Below are 25,546 nucleotides of genomic sequence, written 5' to 3'. Positions count from 1 at the left end.
ATGAATCCACACCAGTCTAGCGTGGGCCGTGGGCAGAAGGGCCGTCCGTCTCGCGTAGCCGACCGGTCGCACCGGCGAAAATCACCATTGCCATCGAACGGGGACCGGCCATATCATGAAACAGGCCGGTTACAAACGGGCCATACAGTAAGGCGACAGCGGCGAATCAATTGTCGCCCATACCAAAAAGGAGCACCCATGACCGCTTCACCCCTTGCGCAGAAAGCGACCGATGCTTTCAACGCGCCGATCTGCGAAACCGATCCTGAGATCGCCGAACTGCTGGACTCCGAACTGGGCCGCCAGCGCAATGGCCTTGAGATGATCGCCTCTGAGAACTTCGTGCCGCGAGCGGTACTGCAATGCCAGGGCTCCGTGCTGACCAACAAATACGCCGAAGGCTACCCCGGCCACCGCTACTATGGCGGCTGCGAATACGTGGACCAGATCGAAACCATCGCCCGCGAACGCGCCAAGGCCCTGTTCGGCGCCGAATACGCCAACGTCCAGCCGCACTCCGGCGCCCAGGCCAACGCCGCCGTCTACCAGGCGCTCGTCAAGCCCGGCGACACCGTGCTCGGTCTGGCCCTCGACCACGGCGGCCACCTGACCCACGGCATGAAAATCAACTTCTCTGGCCGTTTCTACCACGCCGAGGCGTACGGCGTGAACCCCGTGACCTTCCGCATCGATCCGGAAATCATCCGCCAGCGCGCGCTCGAAACCCACCCGGCCATGATCATCGGCGGCTGGTCCGCCTACCCGCGCATCGAGGACTTCAAGGCCATGAAGGAGATCGCCGACGAGGTCGGCTCCAAATTCTGGGTCGACATGGCCCACTTCGCCGGACTCGTGGCCGCAGGTCTGCACCCGAGCCCCGTGCCATACGCCGACGTGGTCTCTTCCACCTCGCACAAGACCTTCGGCGGTCCGCGTTCCGGTTTCATTCTCGCCAAGCAGGAATACGCCAAGAAACTCAACTCCTCCGTGTTCCCCGGCCAGCAGGGCGGTCCGCTCATGCACGTGATCGCGGGCAAGGCCGTGAGCTTCAAGGTGGCCGGCACCCCCGAATTCAAAGACCGTATGCAGCGCACGCTCGACGGCGCCAAGATTCTCGCTGAACGTCTCCTGGCCGACGATGTCAAGGCCAACGGCATCAGCGTGCTGACCGGCGGCACTGACGTGCACCTGGTGATGGTCGACCTGCGCAACAGCGAGATGGACGGGCAGCAGGGCGAGGATTTGCTTGCCGCCTGCGGTATCACCATCAACCGCAACACCGTGCCCTTCGACCCGCGCCCGGCCTCGGTGGCCTCGGGCCTGAGAATCGGCACGTCCGCCCTGGCCACGCGCGGTTTCGGACCGAAGGAATATGAGGAGGTGGCCGACATCATCGGCACCGCGCTCGCCGCCGGCCCGTCCGCCGACGTGACCGCGCTGAAGGCCCGCGTCGACAAGCTCGCCGAAGACTTCCCGCTCTACCCCGACCTGGACCAGATTCACTGATTTTCTGATTCGCTAATCCACCGTGGTGTACCGGTTAGTGATGATTCGCTGACCGGAGCGCATCACATCACCGGCTTCCCGCCTGAGATGGAGGGGAGCCGGTTCTGTTTGCGATTCAAAACGTCAGACATCCCATAACAAGCGGGTCGGAGTAAGCAATCAGCCGCGTTGTGAGTTACGCTTGACTGTTATGAGCGATGAATTGAGTCCTGAGGTGTTCGACGCGGTGTGCCGCCAGGCCGATCAGGCCGCACGCGCACAGGAGCGTCTTGCACAGGCAAATACCGAAGCCAAGAACGAACTGCTGCTCGCCATTGCGGACGCGCTGGACGAGCACGCCGCGGACATCGAAGCCGCCAACGCGCTGGACATGCTCGAATCCAAGGAAAACGGCATGGACGCGGGCAAGCTCGACCGCCTGCTGTTCGACGTGCCGCGCGTGGCCGCCGCCGCCCAAGGCGTGCGCCATGTGGCCACCCTGCCCGATCCGGTCGGTGAAATCGTGCGCGGATACAACCTGCCCAACGGTCTGCGCCTTACCCAAACGCGCGTACCGATGGGCGTCATCGGCATGATCTATGAGGCCCGGCCGAACGTCACTGTGGACGTGTCCAGCCTGTGCCTCAAGTCCGGCAATGCCGCGCTGCTGCGAGGCGGCCACGCCGCCGAACGCACCAATGCTGCCACGCTGGGCGTCATCGCCCCGGTGCTTGAAGCCCACGGTTTCGAATCCGCACTGGTGCAGTCCGTCGACCAGTACGGACGCGCCGGTGCTACCGCCATGATGGAGGCGCGAGGCCATATCGACGTGCTCGTGCCGCGAGGAGGAGCGGGTCTAATCCAAGCCGTCGTGCGCAACTCCAAAGTGCCGGTCATCGAAACCGGCGCCGGCAACGTGCATATCTACATCGACAAGTCCGGTGATCTCGCCAAGGCCATCCCGATCATCATCAACGCCAAAACCCAGCGCGTGGGCGTGTGCAACGCCGCCGAAAAGCTATTGGTTCATAAGGATGTCGCCGCCGAATTCCTGCCGCAGATCGCCGCCGCGTTGGCCGAGGCGAACGTTGTACTGCAGGCCGACACCACGTCGTACGACATCATCTCCGGCGCGGCAATCGAGGGCCTTGACCTCAACCACGCCACTGAAGAGGATTGGGACACTGAATACCTGGCCCTCAAGATGGGCATCAAGGTGGTGCCGGATCTGGGCGCGGCCATCGACCACATCAACACGCATTCCACGGGCCACACCGAATCCATCATCGCCGAGGATTATGCGGCCATCGAGGAATTCGCCAAGCGCATCGACTCGGCCGTGGTCATGGTCAACGCCTCCACTCGCTTCACCGATGGCGGCGTGTTTGGCTTTGGTGCTGAGCTTGGCATTTCTACGCAGAAGATGCACGCACGCGGTCCCATGGGATTGCGGGAGATGACCACCACCAAGTGGATCGGTTACGGAACAGGCCAGGTGCGCGCATGAACGAGGACGGCAACATGAACACTACGGCTGACACGGCAAACAAGGCAAGCGAACTGCGGCCCGACATCGACCTCAACGATCCCAAGCTCGGCCTGAAGATCGCGGCCGAACGTCTGAGCATTGTCCGCTACGTGTTCCTTGTGCAGATCGAGGATGGCATCGCCTCCGCCGTCCAGCGTGCGTCGCTCGAATACGCGGACGCCGTGCTCATCGGTTGGCCCGAGACCGATTCGCCCGAAGTCGTGGACCTCAACGATGCCCAGCTCAAGATCGTGCGCGAACACATGGAACTCATGGAAGGCTACATCGGCAGATACAGCCAGATGGAGCACGACGGTGACCTTGACGGCATGACCGACACGCTCATCCGCATCACCGAGCGTGTGGCCGAGGTCCGCCGCCTCTACCAGCCGGACTTCCCGCTGCCCACCTTCGCCGAGATTCGCCGCGTGGTTCAGGACGAATGGGATGAAGACATGGGCAAGATCGATCCCAAGGAAGACAATCCCACCGCCGGCGAAATCGAAGAGGAAACCGAATCCGCTGATGATGCCGCCAGCGAGGGCGGCCAAGCATGAGTGATATTGCCGGCAGCCACAAAACGGCTGCGTCAGTTCAGTCCGGAAAATCAGTGGAATCCACCGAACCCGCCGAAATCATTGCCGTCACCCAAGGCGAAACCGAACGGCGTATGTCCGACCTGTCCGTACCGGCCGGGGCCAGCAGCCATGGCAAAGGCCGGCTTTCCGCACGCGGCAATTGGCATACGCGCCTGCGCGTCGGCATCATGGGCGGCACGTTCGACCCGATCCACAACGGCCACTTGGTCGCCGCCTCTGAAGTCGCCTGGGTGTATGACCTCGATGAGGTGATTTTCGTGCCCACTGGCCGACCTGTGTTCAAGCTGGACAAGCACGTCACCAACGCCGAGGATCGGTATCTGATGACTGTGATCGCCACCGCATCCAACCCCAAATTCACCGTCTCGCGTGTCGACATCGACCGTCCGGGCGTCACCTATACCATCGACACTCTGCGCGATATCCGAGCCCAGCATCCCGACGCCGAGCTGTTCTTCATCACCGGCGCCGACGCCGTGGCCGAAATCATGCAGTGGAAGGACGCCGACCTCATGTGGGACCTCGCCCACTTCGTGGCCGTCACGCGCCCCGGCTACTTCAGCCCGGACGGCGTGACCTTGCCCGAAGGCAAGGTCGATACGCTTGAGATCCCGGCCTTGGCCATCTCTTCGACCGATGTACGCCGCCGCGCTGAACACGACGAGCCGGTCTGGTATCTGGTGCCTGACGGCGTGGTGCAATACATCGGCAAGCATGGTCTGTATTCATACGAGGACTGACGATTCGTACGAGGACTAGTGTGCATTTGTACGAGGGCTGGTGAGGATTAGCGCGAATCAGCGCGCATGAATCCTCGCCAGTGCAAGGATGAACGGTCAGGCCAGTCCCATCTTGATTTTCAATGTCATTACGCGAGTCGCCGCCGCCGTCACTTTCGAAGCGAAAGCCGGATCGGACTTCGCCCGTTCGTTGAGGCCGTCCACAACTGGCTTTACGTAATCCGTCTGACCGATGCAGGACATGTCGCCGCCCGCCTCGACGAGCTTTACTCCCAATTGGCTTACATCGTAGCTGCTTAACGCTTCGGCAGATATCGAATCCGAAATCACCACGCCCGTATATTTCAGGGCGTTGCGAATATGGCCGTCGATAATCGTAGAAGAAAACACCGCCGGATTATTCGGATCGATGGATTGATACGTGGCCAACGACATCATCACCATTGCAGGATCGGCCTTGGTGATCGCCTGGTCAAAGGCACCTGCCTCGGCCCCGTCCAACGTGGTGGTCGTATCCAGAATGCCTTCGGTGGTGAAGTCGGTATTGCCGCTTACCGCGCCCAACCCAGGATAATGTTTGACCGCCGCACCGACCTGAGCGCCTCGCAAACCCTCAATAACGGCGATGCCATGCTCGGCGTTACCGGCCGCATCCAATCCGAAATCACGATCCAGCGCGCCAATCGGAGCATTCGAGGCACGATCGCCCACCACCGTGCCGAGCACCGGTGCCAAATCGGCATTTATGCCAGCAGCAGCTAATTGCGAACCCCACGTGCCTGCCGATTGACGCAATGCGTCAGCGGACATTGTGCCCTGCTCAACGGCACTGGGCATTGTGTCGAAACCGGTACCAGTCAGATGCTGTACCTGACCACCCTCCTGATCGGTGGCGATGATGAGACGATTGCCGGCCGGCGCATATCCTTGGAGTTGCGCGGTCGCGGTCTTGATCGTATCGACGCCGGTATTCCAATTGCCAATGAGAATGGCCGAGCCAATGTGCTCGTCGGCGATTGTTGAAGCCAACGAGGAGGGATCGGAACCGGCGAACAACGGCACCATCACTAACTGTCCCACACGTTCCTCAAGTGTCATGGCGGATACCGCACGTTGGGCTTGTGCGGCCGGGGCGTCGTTCTTCTTCGGGGAAGGAACGTCGGTGCGTGGTAACGCACTTGTCCGGGAGGTCTGGGGAGTGGCGGTGTTGCCGTCTGATGTGGATTTGGCGAACCATCCGACATGCCATCCGTAGGCTGCCACGCCGGCCAACATCACTGCCAAAGCACATATTGTCGCCACGATTGGAGTGCTCCTGTGCCGAAGTTGGCGTGTGGCGTGTACTGAGGGACGCATATGGTGTGGCCGTTGTCTGTTCATACCGGCAAGCGTAGAACAGAACGTAGAGCAGAACGCTGCCTCATTCTGTGCTCAGGGCATAACCTACCTCCCGCCCTTCCGATAGGCTTGAGTTATGTCTTTTAACGATCCTTTCTCAGTACTGTTCGGCAATGGCGGCGATTCACGACGCAATAGTGCGAACAATGACGATCCGATCATCCTCGATGTCGAGGCCGATGGGGACGGTCCGGCCCGCAACACCAATGCCGGCCACTCCGGGTCATCCCGCCCTCCACGTGGCCCGGCCAATCCGCGTATCACCCGTAAGCCAGCGTCCGGTGGCTCAGGAGCCAGCCGTGGCAGCAAGATTCTAATCGGCGTGGTGCTGGCTTTGGCCATCATCGTCGGTCTGTTCTTCGGCCTGTCCCGATTCATCACCGACCTGATGTGGTACGGCCAGCTCGGCTTCCAGTCCGTGGTCTGGACCCAGCTCGGGGTGAAGATCGGCCTGTGGGTGGCCTACGCGCTGCTCATGGCCCTGACCGGCTTCGTCTCTGCATGGCTGGCTATCCGGGCACGCCCTGATTCGGCAGACGGATCCACCATTCGTATTAACGGCGATGTGGTCGAGGTGGGCAAATCCGTCAGCTCGAAAACCGCTCGCCGCGTGGCCGTGGTGATTTCGCTGATCGTCGGCGTCATCTTCGGTTCCCAGTTCAACGCGAACTGGAGCGAGATTCTGCTCATGTTCAACGCGCAGTCGTTCGGCACCACCGATCCGCAGTTCGGTCTGGACAACGGCTTCTACGTGTTTGTGCTACCGGGCCTGAAGCTCGTGCTCGCCGCCGTGGCCGTGCTGCTGGGCGTGGGCCTCGTGTTCTCGGTGGTCACGCATGTACTGATGGGCGGTATCCGCATCACTATGCCGGTCAACGGCCGAGGCCTGTTCTCCATCACCAAGCGTTGCCGCCGCCAGCTTGGCATCTGGCTGATGCTCAACATGTTCGCTTGGGCAGTGCGCCAGGTGATCGGCGTATTCGACCAGCTCACCGGGCAGGGTTCGCATATCACCGGTGCCTCCTACACCACCGTGCACGCCCACATCCCCGTCACCTTCATCATGGCCGCGCTGACCGCCATTCTCGGCGTGGTGCTGGGCATCTGGCTCATGCGCTCCCACACGCTCGAAGGCCAGGCGTCCATCGGCGTGCGCGCCTCCGCCGCGCTCAAGGCCTGGCGTGTGCCGGTGACCTCCATTGCCGTCGTGGTCGTGGTGGGTCTCGTGCTCACCGTGGCATGGCCGGTGCTGTTGCAGCGCTTCCGCGTCAACCCGAACGCACAGGAGATGGAATCCACCTACATTCAGCGCAATATCGACGCCACCCGCGCCGCCTACGGTCTTGACAAGCTCAAGACCGAGCAATACAAGGTAACCGACAAGGGCGAGCAGGGCGCTCTGGCCAAGGAGGCCGACACCACCGCGCAGATTCGTCTGCTCGACCCGCAGGTCGTCAGCCCCACATTCAAGCAGCTGCAGCAGTCCAAGCAGTACTACACCTTCGCCGACACTTTGGCAGTCGACAAGTACGAGATCGACGGCGTTTCCCAAGACACCGTGATTGCCGCCCGCGAGCTTGACCTGGCCGGCAACGACAACCGCAATTGGGTTAACGATCACACCGTGTACACCCACGGTTACGGTGTGGTGGCCGCTTACGGTAACAAGGTGACCGCCGACGGCCAGCCTGAATTCTTCGAATCCGGCATCCCTGCTCAGGGCAAGCTCACTGAATCCGAAAAGTATGAGCCTCGCATCTACTTCTCGCCGAACGCCACCGAATACTCGATCGTCGGCGCACCGGAGGACACGCAGGCTTGGGAGTTCGACTACCCGACCGGTTCGGAAGGCGCCCTGACCACGTTCAAGGGCGACGGCGGCCCCTCGGTTGGCAATCTGTTCTCCCGTATTCTCTACGCAATCCGCTTCGGCTCCGATCAGATTCTCTTCTCCGACCGTGTTACCAGCGAATCGCAGATTCTTTACGATCGTTCCCCCAAGGAGCGCGTGGCCAAGGTGGCGCCGTACCTGACGCTTGACGGCCGTGTGTATCCGGCCGTGGTCGATGGCCGCGTCAAGTGGATCGTCGACGGTTACACCACCTCTGATGCCTACCCATACTCGCAGATGACCGACCTCGGCTCCGCCACCAAGGATTCCACCACCGTCTCTTCCGCAACGGTCTCATCCTTGGGCTCGCAGAAGGCCAACTACATCCGCAACTCGGTCAAGGCCACCGTGGACGCCTACGACGGTTCCGTGGATCTGTACGTATGGGATCAATCCGACCCGGTAATCAAGGCATGGGAGAAGATCTTCCCCGGCCAGTACCACCAGCTCTCCGATATCTCCGGCGACCTGATGAGCCACATGCGCTACCCGGAAAGCCTGTTCAAGGTGCAGCGCGAGCTGCTCTCCAAGTACCACGTGACCTCCGCCAGCCAGTACTACTCCGGCGAGGACTTCTGGCAGACGCCGGTCGACCCGACCGAATCCCAGTCCCAGCAGGACCAGGACATCCTGCAGCCGCCGTACTACCTGACCTTGCAGACCGGTGGCACCAAGGAACCGGTGTTCTCGCTGACCTCCACCTACATTCCGGCTGGCCAGTCCACCCGTGAGATCCTCACCGGCTTCCTGTCGGTCGACTCGGATGCCGGCAATGAGAAGGGCAAGATAGGTTCAAACTACGGCACCATCCGATTGCAGGAGCTGCCCAAGGATTCGAACGTACCGGGCCCCGGCCAGGCGCAGAACAACTTCAACGCCAACGCCGACGTGTCCAAGGAACTGAACCTGCTGCAATCCGGCGACACGCAAGTGATGCGCGGCAACCTGCTTACTTTGCCGCTCGGTGGCGGACTGGTGTACGTGCAGCCTGTGTACGTCAAGTCTTCGGGTGCGACTTCATTCCCGCTGCTCAAGAAGACGCTGGTCGCATTCGGTGATCAGGTTGGATTCGCGGATACGTTGGATGAGGCCTTGGATCAGGTGTTCGGTGGTGATTCCGGTGCGGCCGCAGGCGATGCTGAGAACGTGTCCGGTGACGGATCGTCTGGTGACCAGGCTTCCGGCGGCACATCCGGTGACCAATCTGGTTCCGATACCAATGGTGGCCAGTCCGACACCACGGACGGCAAGTCGGATTCCGGCTCGTCTTCCGACCGCAGCCCCGAACTCCAGCAGGCGCTGAACGATGCCGCCCAAGCCATGAAGGACAGCCAGTCCGCCATGAAGAACGGCGACTGGACCGCCTACGGCAAGGCGCAGAAGGAGCTTGAAGACGCCCTCAACAAGGCCATCGAGCTCGACAAGTAGTTCCGGCTCCCCTCAGGGTGTGGGGAGCTATCGCAGAAGGCGACTGAAGGGAGTCGGTTACCTCAACTGACATAGCCCGTCCTTATCATAAGGACGGGCTATTTGCGTATTCAAAGGAACCTCATGCCATACACCTTCCGTCCGGCCGTCGAATCCGACATCCAAGCCATCACCGACATCTACAACGCCTCAGTGATGGCCGGCGGTGCGACCGCCGACCTCACCCCGCGCACCCTCGACCAACGCCGCGCCTGGGTCGAATCCCATACGCCGCCCTACGGCGTTTTTGTTGTGGAATCGGAAGACGGTTCAATCATCGGCTTCGGTGCGCTCTCCGTGTTCTATGACCGCGCGGGATATGACGGTGTCACCGATTTGGCCTATTACATCGATCCGGCATGGCAAGGCAGGGGAGTAGGCACGTTCATGCCTGACAGGCTGCTCGCCGAGGCGCGGGCCCGCCACATGCGCAAGGCCTGCGGCATCATTTTCGCCGATAACGCCGGCTCCATTGCCCTCATGCACCGCTTCGGCTTCACCCAATTCGGACTCATGCCCGCCGCTGCCACCGACTCCACCGGCACCATGCGAGACATGTCCTACTGGTATTTGGACCTGTAGCTCCGAGGCGGTTTCCCCTTGCTCTCCATGGATTCCGGTGTCCTATAACACTAAAAAGTTGTATCGGATCAGCTCTTTTCCTCGAACGCCATATATCGGACGCGCTTATCCCAGATAACGGCAAACTGCGGGACAGCACGCGATTTTCGTCCGTTTTGACGTGGCATCCCGCAATCACGTGGGATGCCACACACGTCAAACGATGCACATAGCTAGCGTCCCGCAACTCTGCCTGCGAAATCATTGGAATTCTGCCATTCTTATGATTCGGTGCAGATAACGTGCGATAACGCTTGCGGGATGCCACGCCAGAAACGCCCAAAATCCGCTGCCTTCCCGCAATATGTCATCCGATTGCAGGGAAGCGTGGGGCGTTGCACAATCAAGGCTCGTCGCCGATGCCCGATATACGGCATTGGCGGACATATCAGTCCAACTGTTTGCCGCAGTTTGGGCAGAATCGTGCGGAGACTCGGCAAGGCGTGCCGCAATTGGTGCAATAGCGCTTTGCAATATGTTCAGGTGACGGCGCAGGCAGGGGAGATACGGCTGATGTCGCGTTGAATCCATCGCTAGTTGGTTGCGCAGGTGAAGACACCATCGGGAATCCTCTATAACCTGTCCGCAGCCACGCTCGGCAATATCCTCGGCGGCCCTGTTCGTGGCGCTGGCCTACTGGTACCTCAACGGCAAACAGCGCGAAAAGGTCGCTGGCGGCATCTCCTAATAGACGTGATTCACCCGTCCCCATCTCTTGTAATACTGGTATTACAAGAAGGCGCGATATGACTATGGCCATGGTGAGGCGCGCGTCAATGCCGAACGGAAGCGCGACGCGGAGAAAGTGCTTAAGCGTAATGGGCGCACCTATTCGGACCTGATTCGTGATCTGACCGACTACCTTGCGGATACGGGGGAACTGCCGGAATTCGAGCGTCTGACGCTCTCCCTGATTCAGGAGCGGGAGCGTGGGAAAAAGCAGGAGCTGATTCAATGTTTCGCCGACCGGAATTTACCGGAGGCGGAAGGCGATCTTTCGGATGAGGAGATTCTCGCGCAGGCACGTATGGAACGATTTGGGGAACGGGATGAAACCGCTGTTTGACACGAATATTCTGCTCGATCTGTGCAATGACAAACGAGCGCCTTTCCATAAACAATGCATTGATTTGCTCTTGGAAGCCGTTGCTCAGCCAAACATTGAGATCATGGCGCCGGTATCGTCATTGAATGACGTGTATTACGTGTTGCGCAAGCATTATGGCGAGGAGCGGGCGGCGCGAGACGATATCGGTGGACTGATGGAATTGTTCGACATCCGTCCACTTATGGAACGCCATGCGCGTATGTCGTACCGGTCCGATGAGCCCGACTTCGAAGACGGGCTCATCCGTGCCGTTGCCGAGGACAATGATGCCGACGTCATCGTGACTCGTGACGTCGAAGCGTTTCACCATTCATCGGTCCAATCGATGGATGTCGAGCAATGCCGCGCCCTGCTGCTTGCCGATTCCAAGGCTTGACGGCGGCGTTGAGTACAATCTTGACGGTTGAATCCGGCCGGGCACGGGCCAGTGCGCGAGGCGAACGCGCGCATGACGTACGGAACGTACGGAACGTGCATACGGGAATATAGGAAGACGGACGAGGAGCGGATTATGGCGTCGGATTTCTGGCTGATTGCGGGACTGGGCAACCCCGGCAAAAAATATGAGGACACGCGGCACAACATGGGCTTCATGACCGCCGACGTGCTCGCCGAACGTTGGACGGTGAACTTCGCCGATCACAAGGGCTTGGCCATGCTCGGTAAAAGCGTGATGAACCTGGACGGCCGCACCGTCAAGTTCTTTCTGGCCAAGCCGCTGACTTATATGAATGATTCCGGCAATGCGGTGGCTTCCATTAGCGCCTATTACCAGATCGAGCCCGACCATATTGTGGTGATTCACGATGACATGGACTTGGAATTCGGTCGTATCAAGGTCAAGGCAGGCGGCTCCGCAGGCGGCCACAACGGCATCAAGTCGATTGACCGTTCCCTTGGCACGCCGAAATACGCGCGCGTGCGCATGGGCGTCGGCCACTCCAAGCGCGGTGCGAACGCGCATGACAACACGGTGAACTGGGTACTGGGCGGCTTCGGCCCGGACCAGCGCAAGCAGTTGCCCGAATTCCTGGCTGACGGCGCTGACGCCGCCGAGGACATCATCTTCCACGGTCTTGCCAAGACCCAGGAGAAGTTCAATGGCCGGTGAGGCGACGCACCCGGACCTGATCAACGGCTCACTGGTAGTCATCCTGTCCGGGCTGGAACAGGACAAGACCTTCCTTAGGCTCGCCACTGGCGACATCGAGGTTTCGGACGACATCGACAACTCCGTCCTGGCCGGCATCCCCGAAGGTTTGCGCCCGGCTTTGGCCGCCGCCATAGGCCAGGGTGTGGCCGGCAAACCCGGCAAGCCGGTCGTGCTGGTCGTGGCCTCCGGCCGCGAAGCCGAAGAGACCGTGGGCTCGCTGCGCTCCTGGTATGATGGCGACCCGAACGACATCGCCCAGCTCGAAGCCTGGGAAACCCTGCCGCACGAGCGTCTGAGCCCGCGCGCGGACACCGTGGCCAGCCGCATGGCCGTGTTCCGCAGACTCAAGCATCCGAGCGATACCGATCCGATGTTCGGCCCGATTCGCATTCTCGTCATGCCGATCCGCTCGCTCATCCAGCCGGTCGTCCAAGGACTGTGCGACGTCGAGCCGCTCGTGTTCACCGTGGGGGAGGACTTGTCCCTCGACGAAGCCGCCAAACGTCTGATCGAAAACGCCTACACGCGCGTGGACCTGGTCATGGACCGTGGCGAGTTCGCGGTGCGCGGAGGCATTCTTGACGTATTCCCGCCCACCGCACCGCACCCGGTGCGTATCGAATTCTTCGGCGACGAAATTGACACCATCAAGGAATTCCACGCCTCCGACCAGCGTACCTACGGCGACGGCCTCAAGACCATCTGGGCCACCGCATGCCGTGAACTGCAGCTGACCGACGCCGTGCGCGCCCGCGCCAAAGCCTTGGTCGGTTCGATTCCCAATGCTGAGGACATGCTCGAATCCATCGCCAACGCCATTCCGGTCGAAGGCATGGAATCCCTGATGCCCGCACTCGTGGACCATCTGGAACCGGTGGGCTCCATGCTGCCCAAGCATGCCGTGATCCTCCTGAGCGACCCGGAGAAACTGCGCCGTTCCGCCGAAGACTTGGCAAAAACCGCGAGCGAGTTCCTGGCCGCCAGCTGGCATGTGGCCGCCTCCGGCCACGGCTCCGGCGCGCCCATCAGCTTCGACGAAGCCAGCTTCCTCGACTATGCGGAAACCATCAGCTCCCTCGAATACTCCGAACATCCGGTGATTCGCCTCACTAGTTTCGGCGTGGACACCACGTTGACCGGCCATGTGCAGCTCGACGCCCAGAACCCGGCCGAATTCCGAGGGGATGAGGCCAAGGCCTCCCAAGGCATCGAAGGCCTGCTCGATGCCGGCTTCCACGTCACCATCACCGCCGCTGCGGCCGGCACCTTGGCCAGACTCAAGCGCGCGATCAACACTACCGGCATCGCCAATTTCGACGTCATCCGCTCTCAGGCCATCGACGGCTTCGTGGACAAAGCCGCCAAAATCGCCCTGCTCACCGAACGCGACCTGACCGGCCGCACTTCAGCCGTGGCCGTGGCCAAAACGCCGAAACGCCGGCGCAAGGCCATCGACTTGGTGGAACTCAAAAAAGGCGATTACGTGGTGCACGAGCAGCACGGCATTGGCCGGTTCATCGAAATGCGCCAGCGCACCATCGGCACCGGCGCCAACAAAACCACTCGCGAATACCTGGTCATCGAATATGCGCCTTCCAAGCGCGGCGCCCCGGCGGACAAGCTGTTCATCCCCACCGACCAGCTCGACCAGGTCAGCAAATACATCGGTGCCGAAGCCCCCAAGCTCAACAAGCTCGGCGGCTCCGACTGGGCGGCCACCAAGGCCAAGGCCCGCAAGCACGTCCACGAGATCGCCGACGACCTGATCAAGCTGTACTCCGCCCGCCAGCGCGCCAAGGGCTTCGCGTTCAGTCCGGACACCCCATGGCAGAAAGAGCTGGAAGACGCCTTCCCCTATCAGGAAACCGCCGACCAGCTCACCACCATCGACGAGGTTAAATCCGACATGGAAAAGCCCGTACCGATGGACCGCCTCATCTGCGGCGATGTGGGGTTCGGCAAAACCGAGATCGCGCTGCGCGCGGCCTTCAAGGCCGTGCAGGACGGCAAGCAGGTGGCCGTGCTCGTGCCCACCACGCTGTTGGTCCAGCAGCATTACGAGACCTTCAGCGAACGGTTCGAAGGGTTCCCGGTCAATGTGGCGGCCATGAGCCGGTTCCAGACCACCAAGGAGATCAACGGGACCGTCGAGGGCCTGCGGTCCGGCACGGTGGACGTGGTCATCGGCACGCACAAACTGCTGAACCCCAAGATCACGTTCAAGGATCTGGGGCTCGTCATCATCGACGAGGAGCAGCGTTTCGGCGTGGAACACAAGGAAACGCTGAAGGCACTGCGCACCAATGTGGACGTGCTGTCCCTGTCCGCGACGCCTATCCCGCGCACGCTGGAGATGGCCGTGACCGGCATCCGCGAAATGTCCACGCTGGCCACCCCGCCCGAAGACCGGTTGCCGGTGCTGACCTATGTGGGAGCCTACGAGGACGCGCAGGTCACCGCGGCGGTGCGCCGCGAACTGTTGCGCGGCGGCCAGGTGTTCTACGTGCACAATCGCGTGCAGGACATCGCGTCCATCGCCGACAAGATCCATACGCTGGTGCCCGAAGCGCACGTCGGCATCGCCCACGGCAAGATGGGTGAGAAGCAGCTTGACCAGATCATCCGCGACTTCTGGCATCGTGACATCGACGTGCTCGTGTGCACCACGATCATCGAGACGGGTCTTGACATATCCAACGCGAACACGCTGATCGTCGACCATGCCGACCGTTTCGGCCTGAGCCAGCTTCATCAGCTGCGCGGCCGCGTCGGCCGTGGACGTGAACGCGCGTACGCCTACTTCCTGTACGACCCGTCCAAGCCGATGACCGAGCAATCCCATGACAGGCTCGCCACGATCGCGCAGAACACGGCGCTCGGCTCCGGTTTCGACGTGGCCATGAAAGACTTGGAATTGCGCGGCACCGGTAACCTTCTGGGCGACGAGCAGTCCGGCCATATCGAGGGCGTGGGCTTCGACCTGTACGTACGCATGGTGTCCGAAGCCGTGGAGAAGTACAAGGAGCCCGAGGAGAACGTCGAGCCGGTGGCCGTATCCATCGATCTGCCCATAGAGGCGTCGATTCCGATCGGGTACATCGATTCGGACAAGCTTCGTCTGGAGGCCTACCGCAAGCTCGCCTCCGCCCGCAACGAGGCCGATTTGAAGGATTTGGAAGAGGAGCTCACCGACCGCTACGGCAAGCCGCCGGTCGAGTTCGAGACCTTGTTCGATGTGGCCCGTCTGAAGTTCAAGGCCCGCAAGCTCGGCGTTTCGGAGATTCTCGCGCAATCCAACCGCGTGCGCATCGGCCGTATCGACCCGCCCGAATCCATCCAGATGCGTATGGGTCGTATTTACAAGGGCACCCAATACCGTCCGGTCACACACCAGCTCATCGTCCCCACCCCGTTCACCGGCTCCCTGGGCCAAGGCCCCATGAGCTCCGACCAGGTAGTCCTCTGGACCAACCAGTTGCTTGATGATTTGGCATGGACCCCGTCGTCAAGCAAACGGCAGAGCCGTTTGTAGGCGGGGTGCGAGGCGACAGTCGAGCCAGCTATGGCTCACCGGGCAACCTCCGGTGAGCCATATTCATATTTTCGGGCCGTCGTTTGTGACGATGATTCGCTACAGACGGAATCGTTCCGGCTGTCCAGCGAGCGGGATTAAGTGACTGCTATGAGCGAAACGACTACGAACCGCACGAACCAGAGCGCGACCACGGCAACACTTGCCGGCTATGAGATTCCTCGCCTCGGCATGGGCACGATGGCGCTCGCCATCGAGGGGCGCCCCTCTAACCGTGATCAGGCAATCGAGACCATCCATGCCGCGCTCGATGCCGGAGTCCGTTATTTGGACACGGCTTGGTCCTATTATCTGCCCAGCGCGCCCGGCACCGGCGAACCGGAGGATATGGGCTATGGCGAATATCTGGTCCGCGATGCTCTGCACTCGTGGCATGGCCCCAAAGATCAGGTGCTCGTGGCCACCAAAACCGGCTGGCTGCGTACGCTTGACGGCAACGGCAACTACGGCTGGCAGGCCGACGCCCGACCTGAAACCATGATCGCCAATGCCAAGGAATCAGCCCGCCGCCTCGGTGTCGGTACGCTCGATCTGCTCTACTCGCACTGCAACGATCCGCAGGTGCCGTACGAAGACCAGATGGGCGCACTCAAGCAGCTCGTGGACGAAGGTGTGGCCAAAGCGGTCGGTATCTCCAGAATCGACAACACAGACATCGAAACCGCCCACAACATTTTGGGCGATCGTCTCGTGGCCGTCCAGAACCAGTTCTCCCCGGTCCACCGCGACCCCGAACACACGTTGGAAACCTGCGAAAAACTCGGTTTGGCTTTCGTCTGCTGGTCGCCGCTCGGTGGATTCCTTGACCCGTTCAACGGGCATCTGTTCGACCGGTTCCGCGAAGTCGCGAAGTCCCACGACTGCTCCTACCAGCGCGTCACGCTCGCGTGGGAACTTGCGCAATACCAATATCTGTTCACGATTCCCTCGGCCAGAAACCCGCAGGAGATTCAGGACTCGTTCAAAGCCGGCGAACTGAAATTGTCCGACAGTGAAATCGACTACCTCAATGGCAAGGACATCGACTGAGCGATTTCGTCCGTACTGCCTTGCAATCAGGCGGCACACCGGCATTGTGAGCGCTAACACTAAATTTTGGGCGTGTTGTTCACAACGTCCACAAATCGCACTACTCTTAAGAATGTCATTCAAGATACACAACCGTTTTAAGGAGTAGTTGTGGCAGTAATTGAAAGCGTGTACGCGCGTCAGATTCTGGATTCCCGTGGCAACCCGACCGTTGAGGTCTACCTGGAGACCGAAGACGGCGCTCAGGGCAAGGGTCTGGTTCCGTCCGGCGCCTCCACCGGTGAAGCTGAGGCTTGGGAGCGTCGCGATGGCGACAAGTCCGTCTACGGCGGCAAGGGTGTTCTTAACGCGGTCAAGGCCGTGAACGAGGTCATCGCTCCGAAGGTCATCGGCATGGACGCTGCTGACCAGCGCGCTCTGGACGACCTGATGATCGAGCTCGACGGCACCCCGAACAAGGGCAAGCTGGGCGCCAACGCCATCCTGGGCGTCTCCCTGGCTGCTCTGTACGCTTCCGCCGAGTCCGCCGGCCTGCCGCTGTACCGCTACATCGGCGGCACCAACGGACACATCCTGCCGGTCCCGAACATGAACATCATGAACGGTGGCGCTCACGCTGACTTCGCCACCGACATCCAGGAGTACATGATTTCCCCGTACGGCTTCGACACCTACTCCGAGGCTCTGCGCGCTGGCGTTGAGGTCTACCACACCCTGAAGAACGTCCTGAAGAAGGAAGGCCTGAACACCGGCCTCGGCGACGAGGGCGGCTTCGCTCCGAAGATGAAGTCCAACGAGGACTCCCTCAAGTACATCATGGACGCCATCTCCGCCGCCGGCTACGAGCCCGGCAAGCAGATCGGCATCTGCCTGGATGTCGCCTCCTCCGAGTTCTACAACAAGGAGACCGGCAAGTACCGCTTCGACGGTGAGGAGCGCGACTCCGCCTACATGCTCGACTACTACGAGAACCTCATCAACGAGTACCCGATCGTCTCCATCGAGGACCCGTTCAACGAGGAAGGCTGGGAAGACTGGGCTGCCATCACCGCTCGCCTCGGCGATCGTCTGCAGTTCGTCGGCGACGACCTGCTGGTCACCAACCCGGCTCGTCTGCAGAAGGCCATCGACCTCGGCGCCGCCAACTCCCTGCTGGTCAAGCTGAACCAGATCGGTTCCGTCACCGAGACCCTCGACGCCATCGAGCTGGCCACCGCCAACGGCTACACTTCCATGGTTTCCCACCGCTCCGGCGAGACCCCGGACACCACCATCTCCGACCTGGCCGTGGCCAAGAACACCCGTCAGATCAAGACCGGCGCCCCGGCCCGTGGCGAGCGCGTTGCCAAGTACAACCGCCTGCTCGAGATCGAGGAGGAGCTCGGCTCCACCGCTCAGTACGCCGGCTACAGCGCTTTCAAGGCCTGCAAGAAGTACCTGGCCAAGTGAGCTGAAACGCCCGTAAAGGCGTGAGTTTCCACTGAAGCTCGATACCCGTCGTGTTCGTCAAGTCGAATGCGGCGGGTATTTTCATGTGACATGAGCAAGTCGTCCCGTACCGGCAAACCTGGCAAAACCGGCAAAGCACAAGTCAGGAGAAAAAGGTCAGCGGGGCCCATAGCGTTCTTCGTCTCCCTGTTTATCATCGCACTCGGCACCATCCAGCTGGTCTCCACCTTCCACACCTATGCCCTGAATCTGGCCGAACTCAACGGTCTCAAACGCGAGGAGGCCTCGCTGATCGCCCAAAAGCAGGAGTTGGAGAACGACATCAAGCGTTGGGATGACAAGGCCTACATCACCGCCCAAGCCCGTGAACGCCTCGGCTTCGTGTTCCCCGGCGAACAGGCCGTGCGTGTGCTGCATCCCGAAGCCGTGACCGGCTCCGATAGCGAATCCCAGAAAACGGAAGATTCCAGTAGCAGCAACAAAAAAGTCCTGCCATGGTACAGCGAACTGTCTTACTCGCTCAAAAAGGCCGATGAGCCTGTGAACGATAGCGAGTCCGGCAAATCCGATACTTCCGGTTCCTCTGACTCGTCATCCAACGACTCATCCAAGCAGTCCGATAAGTCAGACCAGAACACCCCATCCGATCAGAACACCCAACAGAACACAGGGGAGGGAACCCAACAGTGACCATCGATATCGCCGCCAAGGCCAAGGCCCTTGTCGACACCATGCTTGCCGAGCCCGCCAACGACCATGACATCGACCTGGTGCAGCGTCAGCTCGGGCGATACCCGCGCGGCATGGTCGCCGTGGGGGCACGATGCGTCTGCGGTAGGCCACTTGCCGTAATCACCCGCCCGGTATTGCCCGGCGGAATCCCTTTCCCCACCACGTGCTATCTGACCGGTCCGGAAGCCGTCAAGGCTGCCTCCCATGTCGAGGCCGCCGGCGTGATGCAGCAATACAACGATATGCTGGCCGCTGATGAGGAGCTCAAGGCCGCATATGAGCAGGCCCATAATCTGTATCTGGCATTCCGCCACGAACTGGCAGGACGTCTTGGCGACAGTGAGGAGCATATTGAAGGCACTTCGGCCGGCGGCATGCCAGTGCGCGTCAAGTGCCTGCACGCTCTGCTGGCCCAATCCCTGGTTATGGGACCGGGTGCCAACCCCATTGGCGATTTGGTGCTGGAACGTGTCAAAGACGAGTTCGATCCGACCGTCTGCCGTTGCACACTGGACGATTGATCAACAGATGAGCCACCGCGAACAGCCCATTCATACGCACTAAGGGATACGAGGATACGAGGAGAAGGCAATGAGCAAGGAATCCGTAACCGTCGCCGGCATTGATTGCGGCACGAACTCCATTCGACTGAAGATCGCACGTGTCGATGCCGATGGCATGCATGAGGTGGTGCCGCGCATCCTGCGTGTGATCCGCCTTGGTCAGGATGTGGACAAGACCCATCGTTTTGCCGACGAAGCGTTGGAACGCGCCTATGTGGCCGCTCGGGAATTCGCCGGTGTGATTGCCGAGCATCCCATCGACGGCCTGCGTTTCGTTGCCACCTCCGCCACTCGTGACGCGGAAAACCGTGAGGAGTTCGAGGATGAGATCGAACGTATCCTCGGCGTGCGCCCCGAAGTCATTCCCGGCACTGAAGAAGCCGACCTGAGCTTCCTCGGCGCCACTTCCGTGGTCAATCGCGACGATCTGCCCGCCCCCTATCTGGTGGTTGACCTCGGCGGCGGGTCCACCGAGCTGGTCATCGGTGGCGACGGCGTCAGTGCGCCCACTACCCAGGTTCAGGGCGCGTTTTCCATGAACATCGGTTCCGTGCGCATGACCGAACGTCATCTGACCAACGATCCGCCGACCCAGACACAGATCGATGCGGCTGCTGCGGACGTCGATGAACATATCGATGAGGCCTTCCGCACCGTGGACGCAGGCAAGGCCCGTACCATCATCGGCGTGTCCGGCACGGTGACCACGATGACTGCCTTGGCCATGGGATTGAAGGAATACGATCACACCGTGGTCGACGGGCATCGGTTGAGCCTTGAAGACGCCTATGCCGTGGACGACAAGTTCCTTAGGATGACGCGCGCCGAGCGCCGCGAATACAAGACCATCCACCCCGGCCGTATCGATGTGGTCGGCGGCGGCGCTGTGGTGTGGAGCCGTGTGCTGGCGCGTGTCAGCGAAGCCGCCAAGGCCGATCATGGTGAAGCCATCGATTCGTTCGTTGCCAGCGAACACGGGCTGCTGGACGGCATTGTGCTCGATTATGGTCGCCGGTTGCTGGCTCAATAGCGTAAGTGGTCAGTGCCTCCAGTGGGCTGAGTCGTTAAGCAAACAGCCCGCTGGGCTGTTTGCTTTATATGCGACGCCGGCGACGCTATCGCTACCGGCTGCTACAAACAGCCCGCTGGGCTGTTTGTAGGCGAAGGGAGCGGCTATGCCGCGACGGCTGCACGAAGTGCAGCAACCCGCAAGCAACGCTCAGGGCAGGAGATAGCTTATAATAGAAAAGTTGGCCTCCGTGGCGAAATGGTATACGCAGTCGACTTAAAATCGATCGCTTCGGCTTGTGGGTTCGAGTCCCACCGGAGGCACCTTGAAATCGGCCTGTGGCCGATGCGTTTTTTGTGGCTGTGCCGCGGTCTCTCCCCCCAGTCGGCTTCGCCGACGTCCCCTCGTCAGAGGAGGCTCGCAGCTTACTATGTGGGGAGCTTATAAGGCCGAAACAAAAGGCCGTTAGGCTATGTGGCATTGTGACGTTGTACCTGATGAAACGAGGAACCCACATGGCTTCACGCTGGACCGATGTCGAACGAGTCGAACAAGGCGCCCTGCCCACCATGCTTGCCCAAGCCGTCATTGCGGGCACGGTGCTCACCGTTGGTGCCATCGCCTGCTCGGGATTCTATCTGTCCATGATCGGCAATGTGGCCGCACTCCTGCCATGGGCGACTATCGTGATACTGATTGCCGTGGCGTTCACCTACATCGTCGGCTTCGCCCTGTTGTGGTGTGCCGAAGCCTTGACCCTGCGTGCCAACGACAAACTCAAGCCATGGCTGTACGGCGTCGTCGGATTAATCGGCTACGGCGTGTGGGGCATGTTCGTGATGAGCACGATGATGAACACGTTGAACCAGCCGCTGAACGGCGTGGTGTTGTCGAACAACGATGTGATGGCCCTGACCGTCAACTACGCGGTGTTCGGCTTCATCGCCTTCCTGTTGGCACAGGCGTACGCGCCCAAAATCGCCACCAAGAAGGGACTGACCATCGGGCTGATGGTGGTGCAGATCGTATTGGCCATCATCGGCATCATCGTACTGGTTATGATGTTCTCCGCACTGTCTCACTGACTGACTTATCGATCCGGCACGACGCGCGCGGCCATCACCGCATAAGGCGAAAGCGATTCCGGGCGCTAGGCTGGAATACGATATCGTGATGGCGTGACGCCTGGCAACGCCGGCATGCCGAACCAGCAGGGGAGAAGGAGCCAAATGTTCAGTGTGCTTGACATGTTCACCATCGGCGTCGGACCTTCATCCTCGCACACTGTAGGCCCGATGGTCGCGGCACATGCCTTCGCCTCCTCGTTGCAGGACGACCATTTGGTCGATCGCACCGCACGTGTCAAAATCACGCTTTACGGTTCTCTGGCGCTGACCGGTCTCGGCCACGGCACCGATCGCGCCGCAATGGCCGGGCTCGAAGGCAATCTGCCGGCCACCGTGGATACCGACCACATGATGCACATCCGCGAGACCTGCGCGTTGGACGATACTCTGAACCTTGCCGGCCTCAGACGCATCCATTTCAACTACGACCGCGACGTGGTGTTCGAACAATGGAAGCGCATGGCCGCGCACCCCAATGGCATGCGATTCCAGGCTTTCGACGCCGCCGCAAGCTTGGTCGACGAACAGGTCTGGTATTCCATCGGCGGCGGATTCGTGCGCAAAGGCGCTCCCGAAGACCCGATAATCGGCATTCATGAACGCCCTCCGGAAGGCACCTCCTTTGCCGACGCGGACGAATCATCATCCACTGATTTCGGCGTCGAGGCACCCTACCCGTTCTCGTCATGCACCGAACTGGTGTCGTTGTGCCGGGAACATCATCTCAGCATCGCCGAACTTGTATGGGCCAACGAAACCGCTTCACGCTCGGGCGCCCAGGTCCGATCCGATATTGATGCCATCTGGCGTGTTATGCGCGCCTGTGTGGACCACGGATGCACCTCGGCGGAACCCACATTGCCCGGTGGCCTTGACGTACCCCGCCGCGCGCCGAAAATGTATCGGCGTCTCGCCTTGAATTCCGATGTGCTGCGCCGCGACAGCCGGCGCAAAGACGCCGTGCTCGAATCCTCGGACGCCGCATGGGTGGACCTGTTCGCCTTGGCCGTATCCGAGGAGAACGCCGGAGGCGGACGCATCGTAACCGCTCCGACCAACGGTTCCGCCGGCATCATTCCCGCCGTGCTTCACTATTACTGGCATTTCGTGGACAACGCCAATGAACAGGGCGTGGTCACGTTTCTGCTGACCGCCGGTGCCATCGGATACCTGTTCAAACGTAACGCCTCAATTTCCGGTGCGGAAGTCGGTTGCCAGGGCGAAGTCGGCTCGGCCTGTTCGATGGCGGCGGCCGGACTTGCCGCAGTCATGGGCGGCACGCCTGAACAGGTGGAGAATGCTGCTGAGATCGGCATCGAACACAACTTGGGCCTGACCTGCGATCCGGTGGGCGGACTGGTGCAGATTCCATGCATCGAGCGCAATGCCATGGCCGCCAACACCGCCATCAACGCCGTGCGTATGGCCATGCTCGGCGACGGCTCACATATCGTGACCCTTGATCAGGCCATCGAAACCATGAAGCAGACCGGTGAAGACATGATGGCCAAATACAAGGAGACCTCCAAGGGCGGGCTTGCCGTCAATGTCGTCGAATGCTGATTGACATGTTTGGTATTCACCAGCATGATGACCGGAATTGACGTATACGGCCGGCGTGTCGTATCGCACAGGGATGAAGGACTACCGCCGATTCGCCGATGGTGCTAAGGTAGGGCGCATTGTGTCTGTGAAGGAGGACTAATGGCAGATCAGATGCCTCAGGTGAACGCCGAATACGGCACCACGCCCGTTATCGAGTTCCCGACGCCCGAAGCCCCGAAGGGCCTCAAGGTTGTGGAGCTGACCGAGGGCGACGGCCCTATCGTGCGTCGCGGCGACACCGTCACCGTGAACTATCACGGCGTGGTGTGGGGTAAGGACACCCCATTCGACTCCAGCTTCGACCGTCATCAGCCCGCCAGCTTCGGCATCGGCGTGGGACAGGTCATCACGGGCTGGGACCAGACCGTGCCGGGCCATAACGTGGGTTCGCGTCTGGTGGTTTCCATTCCGCCGGAATACGGCTACGGTTCCCGCGGCATCCCGCAGGCCGGCATCGGCGGCGAGGACACGCTGGTGTTCGTCATCGACATCATTTCCACCCGCTGACCACAGGTCAGCACATGACGAACGCCGGGGTCATAGCCGGAGTTTTGTCATAAATAACGAAGATTGTTTCAGCATCGACAACGGTTCAGGAGGACGATATGGCTGAGGACAAGGTCTACCTGCTGACGCAGGAAGCATACAACAAGATGAAGGAGGAGCTCGCCCATCGTGAAGGTGAGCTGCGTGAGGAAATCGCGCACAAGATCGCCGTGGCGCGTGCCGAGGGCGACTTGTCCGAGAACGGCGGCTATCAGGCGGCCCGCGAGGCGCAGAGCAAGAACGAGGGCCGCATCACCGAGCTCACCGTCAAGCTGCGTGATTCCAAGATCATCGAGAATGCTCCGGAAGGCACCGTGGGCGAGGGCTCTGTGGTGACCATCGAGCTCAACGGCAACGAGATGACCTACGTGCTCGGCAGCCGTGACATCGTGGCCGGCACCGACTACGACATCATGACCCCGGATTCCCCGATTGGCAAGGCCATCGAGGGTGCCAAGGTGGGCGACGTCGTTTCCTACACCGCACCGAACGGCCGCGAGCTGTCCGTGACGGTCAAGGCCGCCAAGCCGCTGGCCTGACGTCGTCTCAACGCGAGGGAGGGGTTCCGGACGATTCCGGAACCCCTCCCCGTTCGTTGGCTCGGCACCGTCGCCGGGCCTGGAGACGTCAATGCCACAGCGAGACGATCACCATGTAGATGGCCACCATATGGCAGGCATATCCGGCCACCGTTCCGCAGTGGAAAATCTCATGGAAGCCGAAGACGCGAGGCCAAGGGTCGGGCTTGCGCAAGGCGTAGACGATGGCGCCGAGGATGTAGCAGGCACCGCCGGCGCACAGCAGCGCCACCACGGCTGGCCCCGCATACGGCGAATTCCAGAACATCACCATATAAGCCAGGCCGTATATGCCGAAGATGATGTACACCACCGTATACAGCCAGCGTGGTGCATTGATCCAGATCACATGAATCACGATGGCGATGGCCGTGCACGCCCACATCGATATGATGATCACATTGCGCCAGAACGGTTCCAGCGCAAACGAGACCGGGGTATACGTGCCGGCAATGAGCAGGAAGATGTTGACATGATCGATACGCCGCAGCACATCGGTGACGCGCGGGCTCCAATCGCCCAGATGGTAGCAGGCCGAATTGGTGAACAGAATCAGAGACGCTGTCATGAACACGGCACACGCCCACTTCAGACTCGCGCCATGTGCCAGGCATATAAGCACGATGCCTGCCGCCAATGACAGGGGAGCGGCAATCGCGTGAATCCAGCCGCGCATCAACGGCTTTGGCCGTCCGTGCACGTCGAGACGAATCCTGCGTTCCACTTCCGCAGGGGCAATGCCCTCGATTTTCAGCGCACGGTTCTCCGCTTTGGCGAGCTTGTGCCGGGCCTTCTCCTCGGCTTTGGCTCGAATGGCCTCGGCCTTGAACTGGGCCTTGGCCCGTACGGCATCAGCCTTGGCCTGCAACGCCTGTTCGCGCGCCTCGATAGCCGCCTGACGCTTGGATGCGATGGTGGCATCCTCTGCAATCGTCGCGCTGCTATGAGCGTCGTGATGCATCGTCTTTTCTGCGTCGTCGGTTGTTGATGCCATGGTGATGCCCCCGTTTCACGAGTTGGCGATACGTTGCTTACGCTGCCGTAACCTACGTCAGCGTAACATCTATGCTGGTCAACGATGCGGACGCCGATGTGGACACCGCGCTTCTTCCTCGCCGTCGGGCCCCGGGTTCTAAATAGAAGTGCAACACCTTGTCTAGGGTTGGAAGTGTTCGAAGTTTCTAACTTAAGAAGGTGTTGCACTCATGGGTCAACAGTATTCGCACCTGTCGTCCGAGGAGAGGATCCTGATCGAGAAGCTGCATTGCGAACAGCATCTGAGCATTCGGCGGACCGCGGAGAGGATCGGCCGGGACAAGTCCACGG

Annotated in this window: 23 protein-coding genes and 1 tRNA gene; 21 read left to right on the top strand and 3 right to left on the bottom strand. The window is 60.7% G+C overall.

Annotated elements, in window-relative coordinates:
• The first annotated feature begins 198 nt into the window (after nucleotides 1-198).
• The 4 genes from glyA to nadD all read left to right on the top strand — a co-directional run bounded on the left by glyA (nucleotide 199) and on the right by nadD (nucleotide 4,352).
• Nucleotides 199-1,506: a serine hydroxymethyltransferase gene (glyA, locus tag FYJ31_RS03370; protein ID WP_154535978.1), complete on the top strand. Its 1,308-nt coding sequence runs from the start codon at nucleotides 199-201 to the stop codon at nucleotides 1,504-1,506.
• Nucleotides 1,507-1,696: 190 nt separating this feature from the next.
• Complete coding sequence (locus FYJ31_RS03365; protein WP_154535977.1) at nucleotides 1,697-2,992, top strand: glutamate-5-semialdehyde dehydrogenase; 1,296 nt, start codon at nucleotides 1,697-1,699, stop codon at nucleotides 2,990-2,992.
• Nucleotides 2,989-3,570 (top strand): phosphoribosylglycinamide synthetase, encoded by a 582-nt coding sequence (locus tag FYJ31_RS03360; RefSeq protein WP_195839428.1) that lies wholly within the window; start codon nucleotides 2,989-2,991, stop codon nucleotides 3,568-3,570. Before FYJ31_RS03365 ends, FYJ31_RS03360 begins: the two co-directional genes overlap by 4 nt.
• Nucleotides 3,567-4,352, top strand: coding sequence for a nicotinate-nucleotide adenylyltransferase (gene nadD, locus FYJ31_RS03355; protein ID WP_154535975.1), 786 nt, complete (start codon nucleotides 3,567-3,569; stop codon nucleotides 4,350-4,352). The genes FYJ31_RS03360 and nadD overlap by 4 nt, the downstream gene beginning before the upstream one ends.
• Before the next feature lie 96 nt (nucleotides 4,353-4,448).
• On the opposite strand, the gene FYJ31_RS03350 is transcribed toward nadD, so the two are convergent.
• Nucleotides 4,449-5,654 (bottom strand): glycoside hydrolase family 3 N-terminal domain-containing protein, encoded by a 1,206-nt coding sequence (locus FYJ31_RS03350; protein WP_326831168.1) that lies wholly within the window; start codon nucleotides 5,652-5,654, stop codon nucleotides 4,449-4,451.
• A 172-nt stretch (nucleotides 5,655-5,826) separates the two neighbouring features.
• Here FYJ31_RS03350 and FYJ31_RS03345 point away from each other — a divergent pair, with 172 nt between their 5' ends.
• Nucleotides 5,827-9,069: a UPF0182 family membrane protein gene (locus FYJ31_RS03345; RefSeq protein ID WP_154535973.1), complete on the top strand. Its 3,243-nt coding sequence runs from the start codon at nucleotides 5,827-5,829 to the stop codon at nucleotides 9,067-9,069.
• Nucleotides 9,070-9,192: 123 nt separating this feature from the next.
• Nucleotides 9,193-9,690 carry a GNAT family N-acetyltransferase gene (locus tag FYJ31_RS03340; RefSeq protein WP_154535972.1) on the top strand — a complete coding sequence of 166 codons (498 nt, stop codon included), beginning with the start codon at nucleotides 9,193-9,195 and terminating at the stop codon, nucleotides 9,688-9,690.
• Between the two features lie 427 nt (nucleotides 9,691-10,117).
• Here FYJ31_RS03340 and FYJ31_RS13280 read toward each other — a convergent pair whose 3' ends face one another.
• Nucleotides 10,118-10,291, bottom strand: a complete 174-nt coding sequence (locus FYJ31_RS13280; protein ID WP_174772733.1) for a zinc-ribbon domain-containing protein — start codon at nucleotides 10,289-10,291, stop codon at nucleotides 10,118-10,120.
• Nucleotides 10,292-10,534: 243 nt separating this feature from the next.
• Here FYJ31_RS13280 and FYJ31_RS03330 point away from each other — a divergent pair, with 243 nt between their 5' ends.
• The 14 genes from FYJ31_RS03330 (at nucleotide 10,535) to FYJ31_RS03265 (ending at nucleotide 24,181) form a co-directional block, all read left to right on the top strand.
• Nucleotides 10,535-10,795, top strand: coding sequence for a hypothetical protein (locus tag FYJ31_RS03330; RefSeq protein WP_154535971.1), 261 nt, complete (start codon nucleotides 10,535-10,537; stop codon nucleotides 10,793-10,795).
• Nucleotides 10,731-11,213, top strand: coding sequence for a type II toxin-antitoxin system VapC family toxin (locus tag FYJ31_RS03325; RefSeq protein ID WP_318788271.1), 483 nt, complete (start codon nucleotides 10,731-10,733; stop codon nucleotides 11,211-11,213). Before FYJ31_RS03330 ends, FYJ31_RS03325 begins: the two co-directional genes overlap by 65 nt.
• Before the next feature lie 135 nt (nucleotides 11,214-11,348).
• Nucleotides 11,349-11,948 (top strand): aminoacyl-tRNA hydrolase, encoded by a 600-nt coding sequence (pth, locus tag FYJ31_RS03320; protein ID WP_007053586.1) that lies wholly within the window; start codon nucleotides 11,349-11,351, stop codon nucleotides 11,946-11,948.
• Nucleotides 11,938-15,522 (top strand): transcription-repair coupling factor, encoded by a 3,585-nt coding sequence (gene mfd / locus FYJ31_RS03315; protein WP_154535969.1) that lies wholly within the window; start codon nucleotides 11,938-11,940, stop codon nucleotides 15,520-15,522. The genes pth and mfd overlap by 11 nt, the downstream gene beginning before the upstream one ends.
• A 150-nt stretch (nucleotides 15,523-15,672) precedes the next feature.
• Nucleotides 15,673-16,611 carry an aldo/keto reductase gene (locus FYJ31_RS03310; protein WP_071478647.1) on the top strand — a complete coding sequence of 313 codons (939 nt, stop codon included), beginning with the start codon at nucleotides 15,673-15,675 and terminating at the stop codon, nucleotides 16,609-16,611.
• Between the two features lie 150 nt (nucleotides 16,612-16,761).
• On the top strand, nucleotides 16,762-18,060 hold the full coding sequence (eno, locus tag FYJ31_RS03305; RefSeq protein ID WP_013140489.1) for a phosphopyruvate hydratase: 1,299 nt from the start codon (nucleotides 16,762-16,764) through the stop codon (nucleotides 18,058-18,060).
• Between the two features lie 90 nt (nucleotides 18,061-18,150).
• Nucleotides 18,151-18,750 (top strand): FtsB family cell division protein, encoded by a 600-nt coding sequence (locus FYJ31_RS03300; protein ID WP_014485046.1) that lies wholly within the window; start codon nucleotides 18,151-18,153, stop codon nucleotides 18,748-18,750.
• Nucleotides 18,747-19,313, top strand: coding sequence for a DUF501 domain-containing protein (locus tag FYJ31_RS03295; RefSeq protein WP_032683758.1), 567 nt, complete (start codon nucleotides 18,747-18,749; stop codon nucleotides 19,311-19,313). The genes FYJ31_RS03300 and FYJ31_RS03295 overlap by 4 nt, the downstream gene beginning before the upstream one ends.
• Before the next feature lie 70 nt (nucleotides 19,314-19,383).
• Entirely contained in the window at nucleotides 19,384-20,385 is a 1,002-nt protein-coding gene (locus FYJ31_RS03290) for a Ppx/GppA phosphatase family protein (RefSeq protein ID WP_154535968.1), read from the top strand.
• 223 nt (nucleotides 20,386-20,608) lie between these two features.
• Nucleotides 20,609-20,687, top strand: a tRNA-Leu gene (locus FYJ31_RS03285).
• A gap of 192 nt (nucleotides 20,688-20,879) precedes the next feature.
• Nucleotides 20,880-21,449: a cadmium transporter gene (locus FYJ31_RS03280; protein WP_154535967.1), complete on the top strand. Its 570-nt coding sequence runs from the start codon at nucleotides 20,880-20,882 to the stop codon at nucleotides 21,447-21,449.
• Nucleotides 21,450-21,593: 144 nt separating this feature from the next.
• Nucleotides 21,594-23,054, top strand: coding sequence for an L-serine ammonia-lyase (locus FYJ31_RS03275; protein WP_071478447.1), 1,461 nt, complete (start codon nucleotides 21,594-21,596; stop codon nucleotides 23,052-23,054).
• A gap of 141 nt (nucleotides 23,055-23,195) precedes the next feature.
• Nucleotides 23,196-23,603, top strand: a complete 408-nt coding sequence (locus FYJ31_RS03270) for an FKBP-type peptidyl-prolyl cis-trans isomerase (protein WP_154535966.1) — start codon at nucleotides 23,196-23,198, stop codon at nucleotides 23,601-23,603.
• Nucleotides 23,604-23,701: 98 nt separating this feature from the next.
• A complete protein-coding gene (locus FYJ31_RS03265; RefSeq protein ID WP_007055115.1) occupies nucleotides 23,702-24,181 on the top strand; it encodes a GreA/GreB family elongation factor in 480 nt (159 codons plus the stop codon).
• An 88-nt stretch (nucleotides 24,182-24,269) separates the two neighbouring features.
• Here the strand turns inward: FYJ31_RS03265 and trhA are convergent, their stop codons facing one another.
• Nucleotides 24,270-25,214: a PAQR family membrane homeostasis protein TrhA gene (gene trhA / locus FYJ31_RS03260; protein ID WP_195839427.1), complete on the bottom strand. Its 945-nt coding sequence runs from the start codon at nucleotides 25,212-25,214 to the stop codon at nucleotides 24,270-24,272.
• A gap of 211 nt (nucleotides 25,215-25,425) precedes the next feature.
• Here trhA and FYJ31_RS03255 point away from each other — a divergent pair.
• Nucleotides 25,426-25,546: helix-turn-helix domain-containing protein (locus tag FYJ31_RS03255; protein WP_154535965.1), on the top strand; the 121-nt coding region annotated here is incomplete at its 3' end.

It is taken from the genome of Bifidobacterium sp. WCA-178-WT-4B, from assembly GCF_009696495.1.
GTDB classification, from domain to species: domain Bacteria; phylum Actinomycetota; class Actinomycetes; order Actinomycetales; family Bifidobacteriaceae; genus Bifidobacterium; species Bifidobacterium infantis.
This window is presented reverse-complemented; position numbering and strand designations above follow the sequence as displayed.

Bases quoted from the DNA above. Each gene is read 5' to 3' on its own strand.
- glyA (WP_154535978.1), top strand. From the start codon at position 199: ATGACCGCTTCACCCCTTGCGCAGAAAGCGACCGATGCTTTCAACGCG.
- FYJ31_RS03365 (WP_154535977.1), top strand. From the start codon at position 1,697: ATGAGCGATGAATTGAGTCCTGAGGTGTTCGACGCGGTGTGCCGCCAG.
- FYJ31_RS03360 (WP_195839428.1), top strand. From the start codon at position 2,989: ATGAACGAGGACGGCAACATGAACACTACGGCTGACACGGCAAACAAG.
- nadD (WP_154535975.1), top strand. From the start codon at position 3,567: ATGAGTGATATTGCCGGCAGCCACAAAACGGCTGCGTCAGTTCAGTCC.
- FYJ31_RS03345 (WP_154535973.1), top strand. From the start codon at position 5,827: ATGTCTTTTAACGATCCTTTCTCAGTACTGTTCGGCAATGGCGGCGAT.
- FYJ31_RS03340 (WP_154535972.1), top strand. From the start codon at position 9,193: ATGCCATACACCTTCCGTCCGGCCGTCGAATCCGACATCCAAGCCATC.
- FYJ31_RS13280 (WP_174772733.1), bottom strand. From the start codon at position 10,291: ATGGTGTCTTCACCTGCGCAACCAACTAGCGATGGATTCAACGCGACA.
- FYJ31_RS03325 (WP_318788271.1), top strand. From the start codon at position 10,731: ATGAGGAGATTCTCGCGCAGGCACGTATGGAACGATTTGGGGAACGGG.
- pth (WP_007053586.1), top strand. From the start codon at position 11,349: ATGGCGTCGGATTTCTGGCTGATTGCGGGACTGGGCAACCCCGGCAAA.
- mfd (WP_154535969.1), top strand. From the start codon at position 11,938: ATGGCCGGTGAGGCGACGCACCCGGACCTGATCAACGGCTCACTGGTA.
- FYJ31_RS03310 (WP_071478647.1), top strand. From the start codon at position 15,673: ATGAGCGAAACGACTACGAACCGCACGAACCAGAGCGCGACCACGGCA.
- FYJ31_RS03300 (WP_014485046.1), top strand. From the start codon at position 18,151: ATGAGCAAGTCGTCCCGTACCGGCAAACCTGGCAAAACCGGCAAAGCA.
- FYJ31_RS03290 (WP_154535968.1), top strand. From the start codon at position 19,384: ATGAGCAAGGAATCCGTAACCGTCGCCGGCATTGATTGCGGCACGAAC.
- FYJ31_RS03280 (WP_154535967.1), top strand. From the start codon at position 20,880: ATGGCTTCACGCTGGACCGATGTCGAACGAGTCGAACAAGGCGCCCTG.
- FYJ31_RS03275 (WP_071478447.1), top strand. From the start codon at position 21,594: ATGTTCAGTGTGCTTGACATGTTCACCATCGGCGTCGGACCTTCATCC.
- FYJ31_RS03270 (WP_154535966.1), top strand. From the start codon at position 23,196: ATGGCAGATCAGATGCCTCAGGTGAACGCCGAATACGGCACCACGCCC.
- FYJ31_RS03265 (WP_007055115.1), top strand. From the start codon at position 23,702: ATGGCTGAGGACAAGGTCTACCTGCTGACGCAGGAAGCATACAACAAG.
- trhA (WP_195839427.1), bottom strand. From the start codon at position 25,214: ATGGCATCAACAACCGACGACGCAGAAAAGACGATGCATCACGACGCT.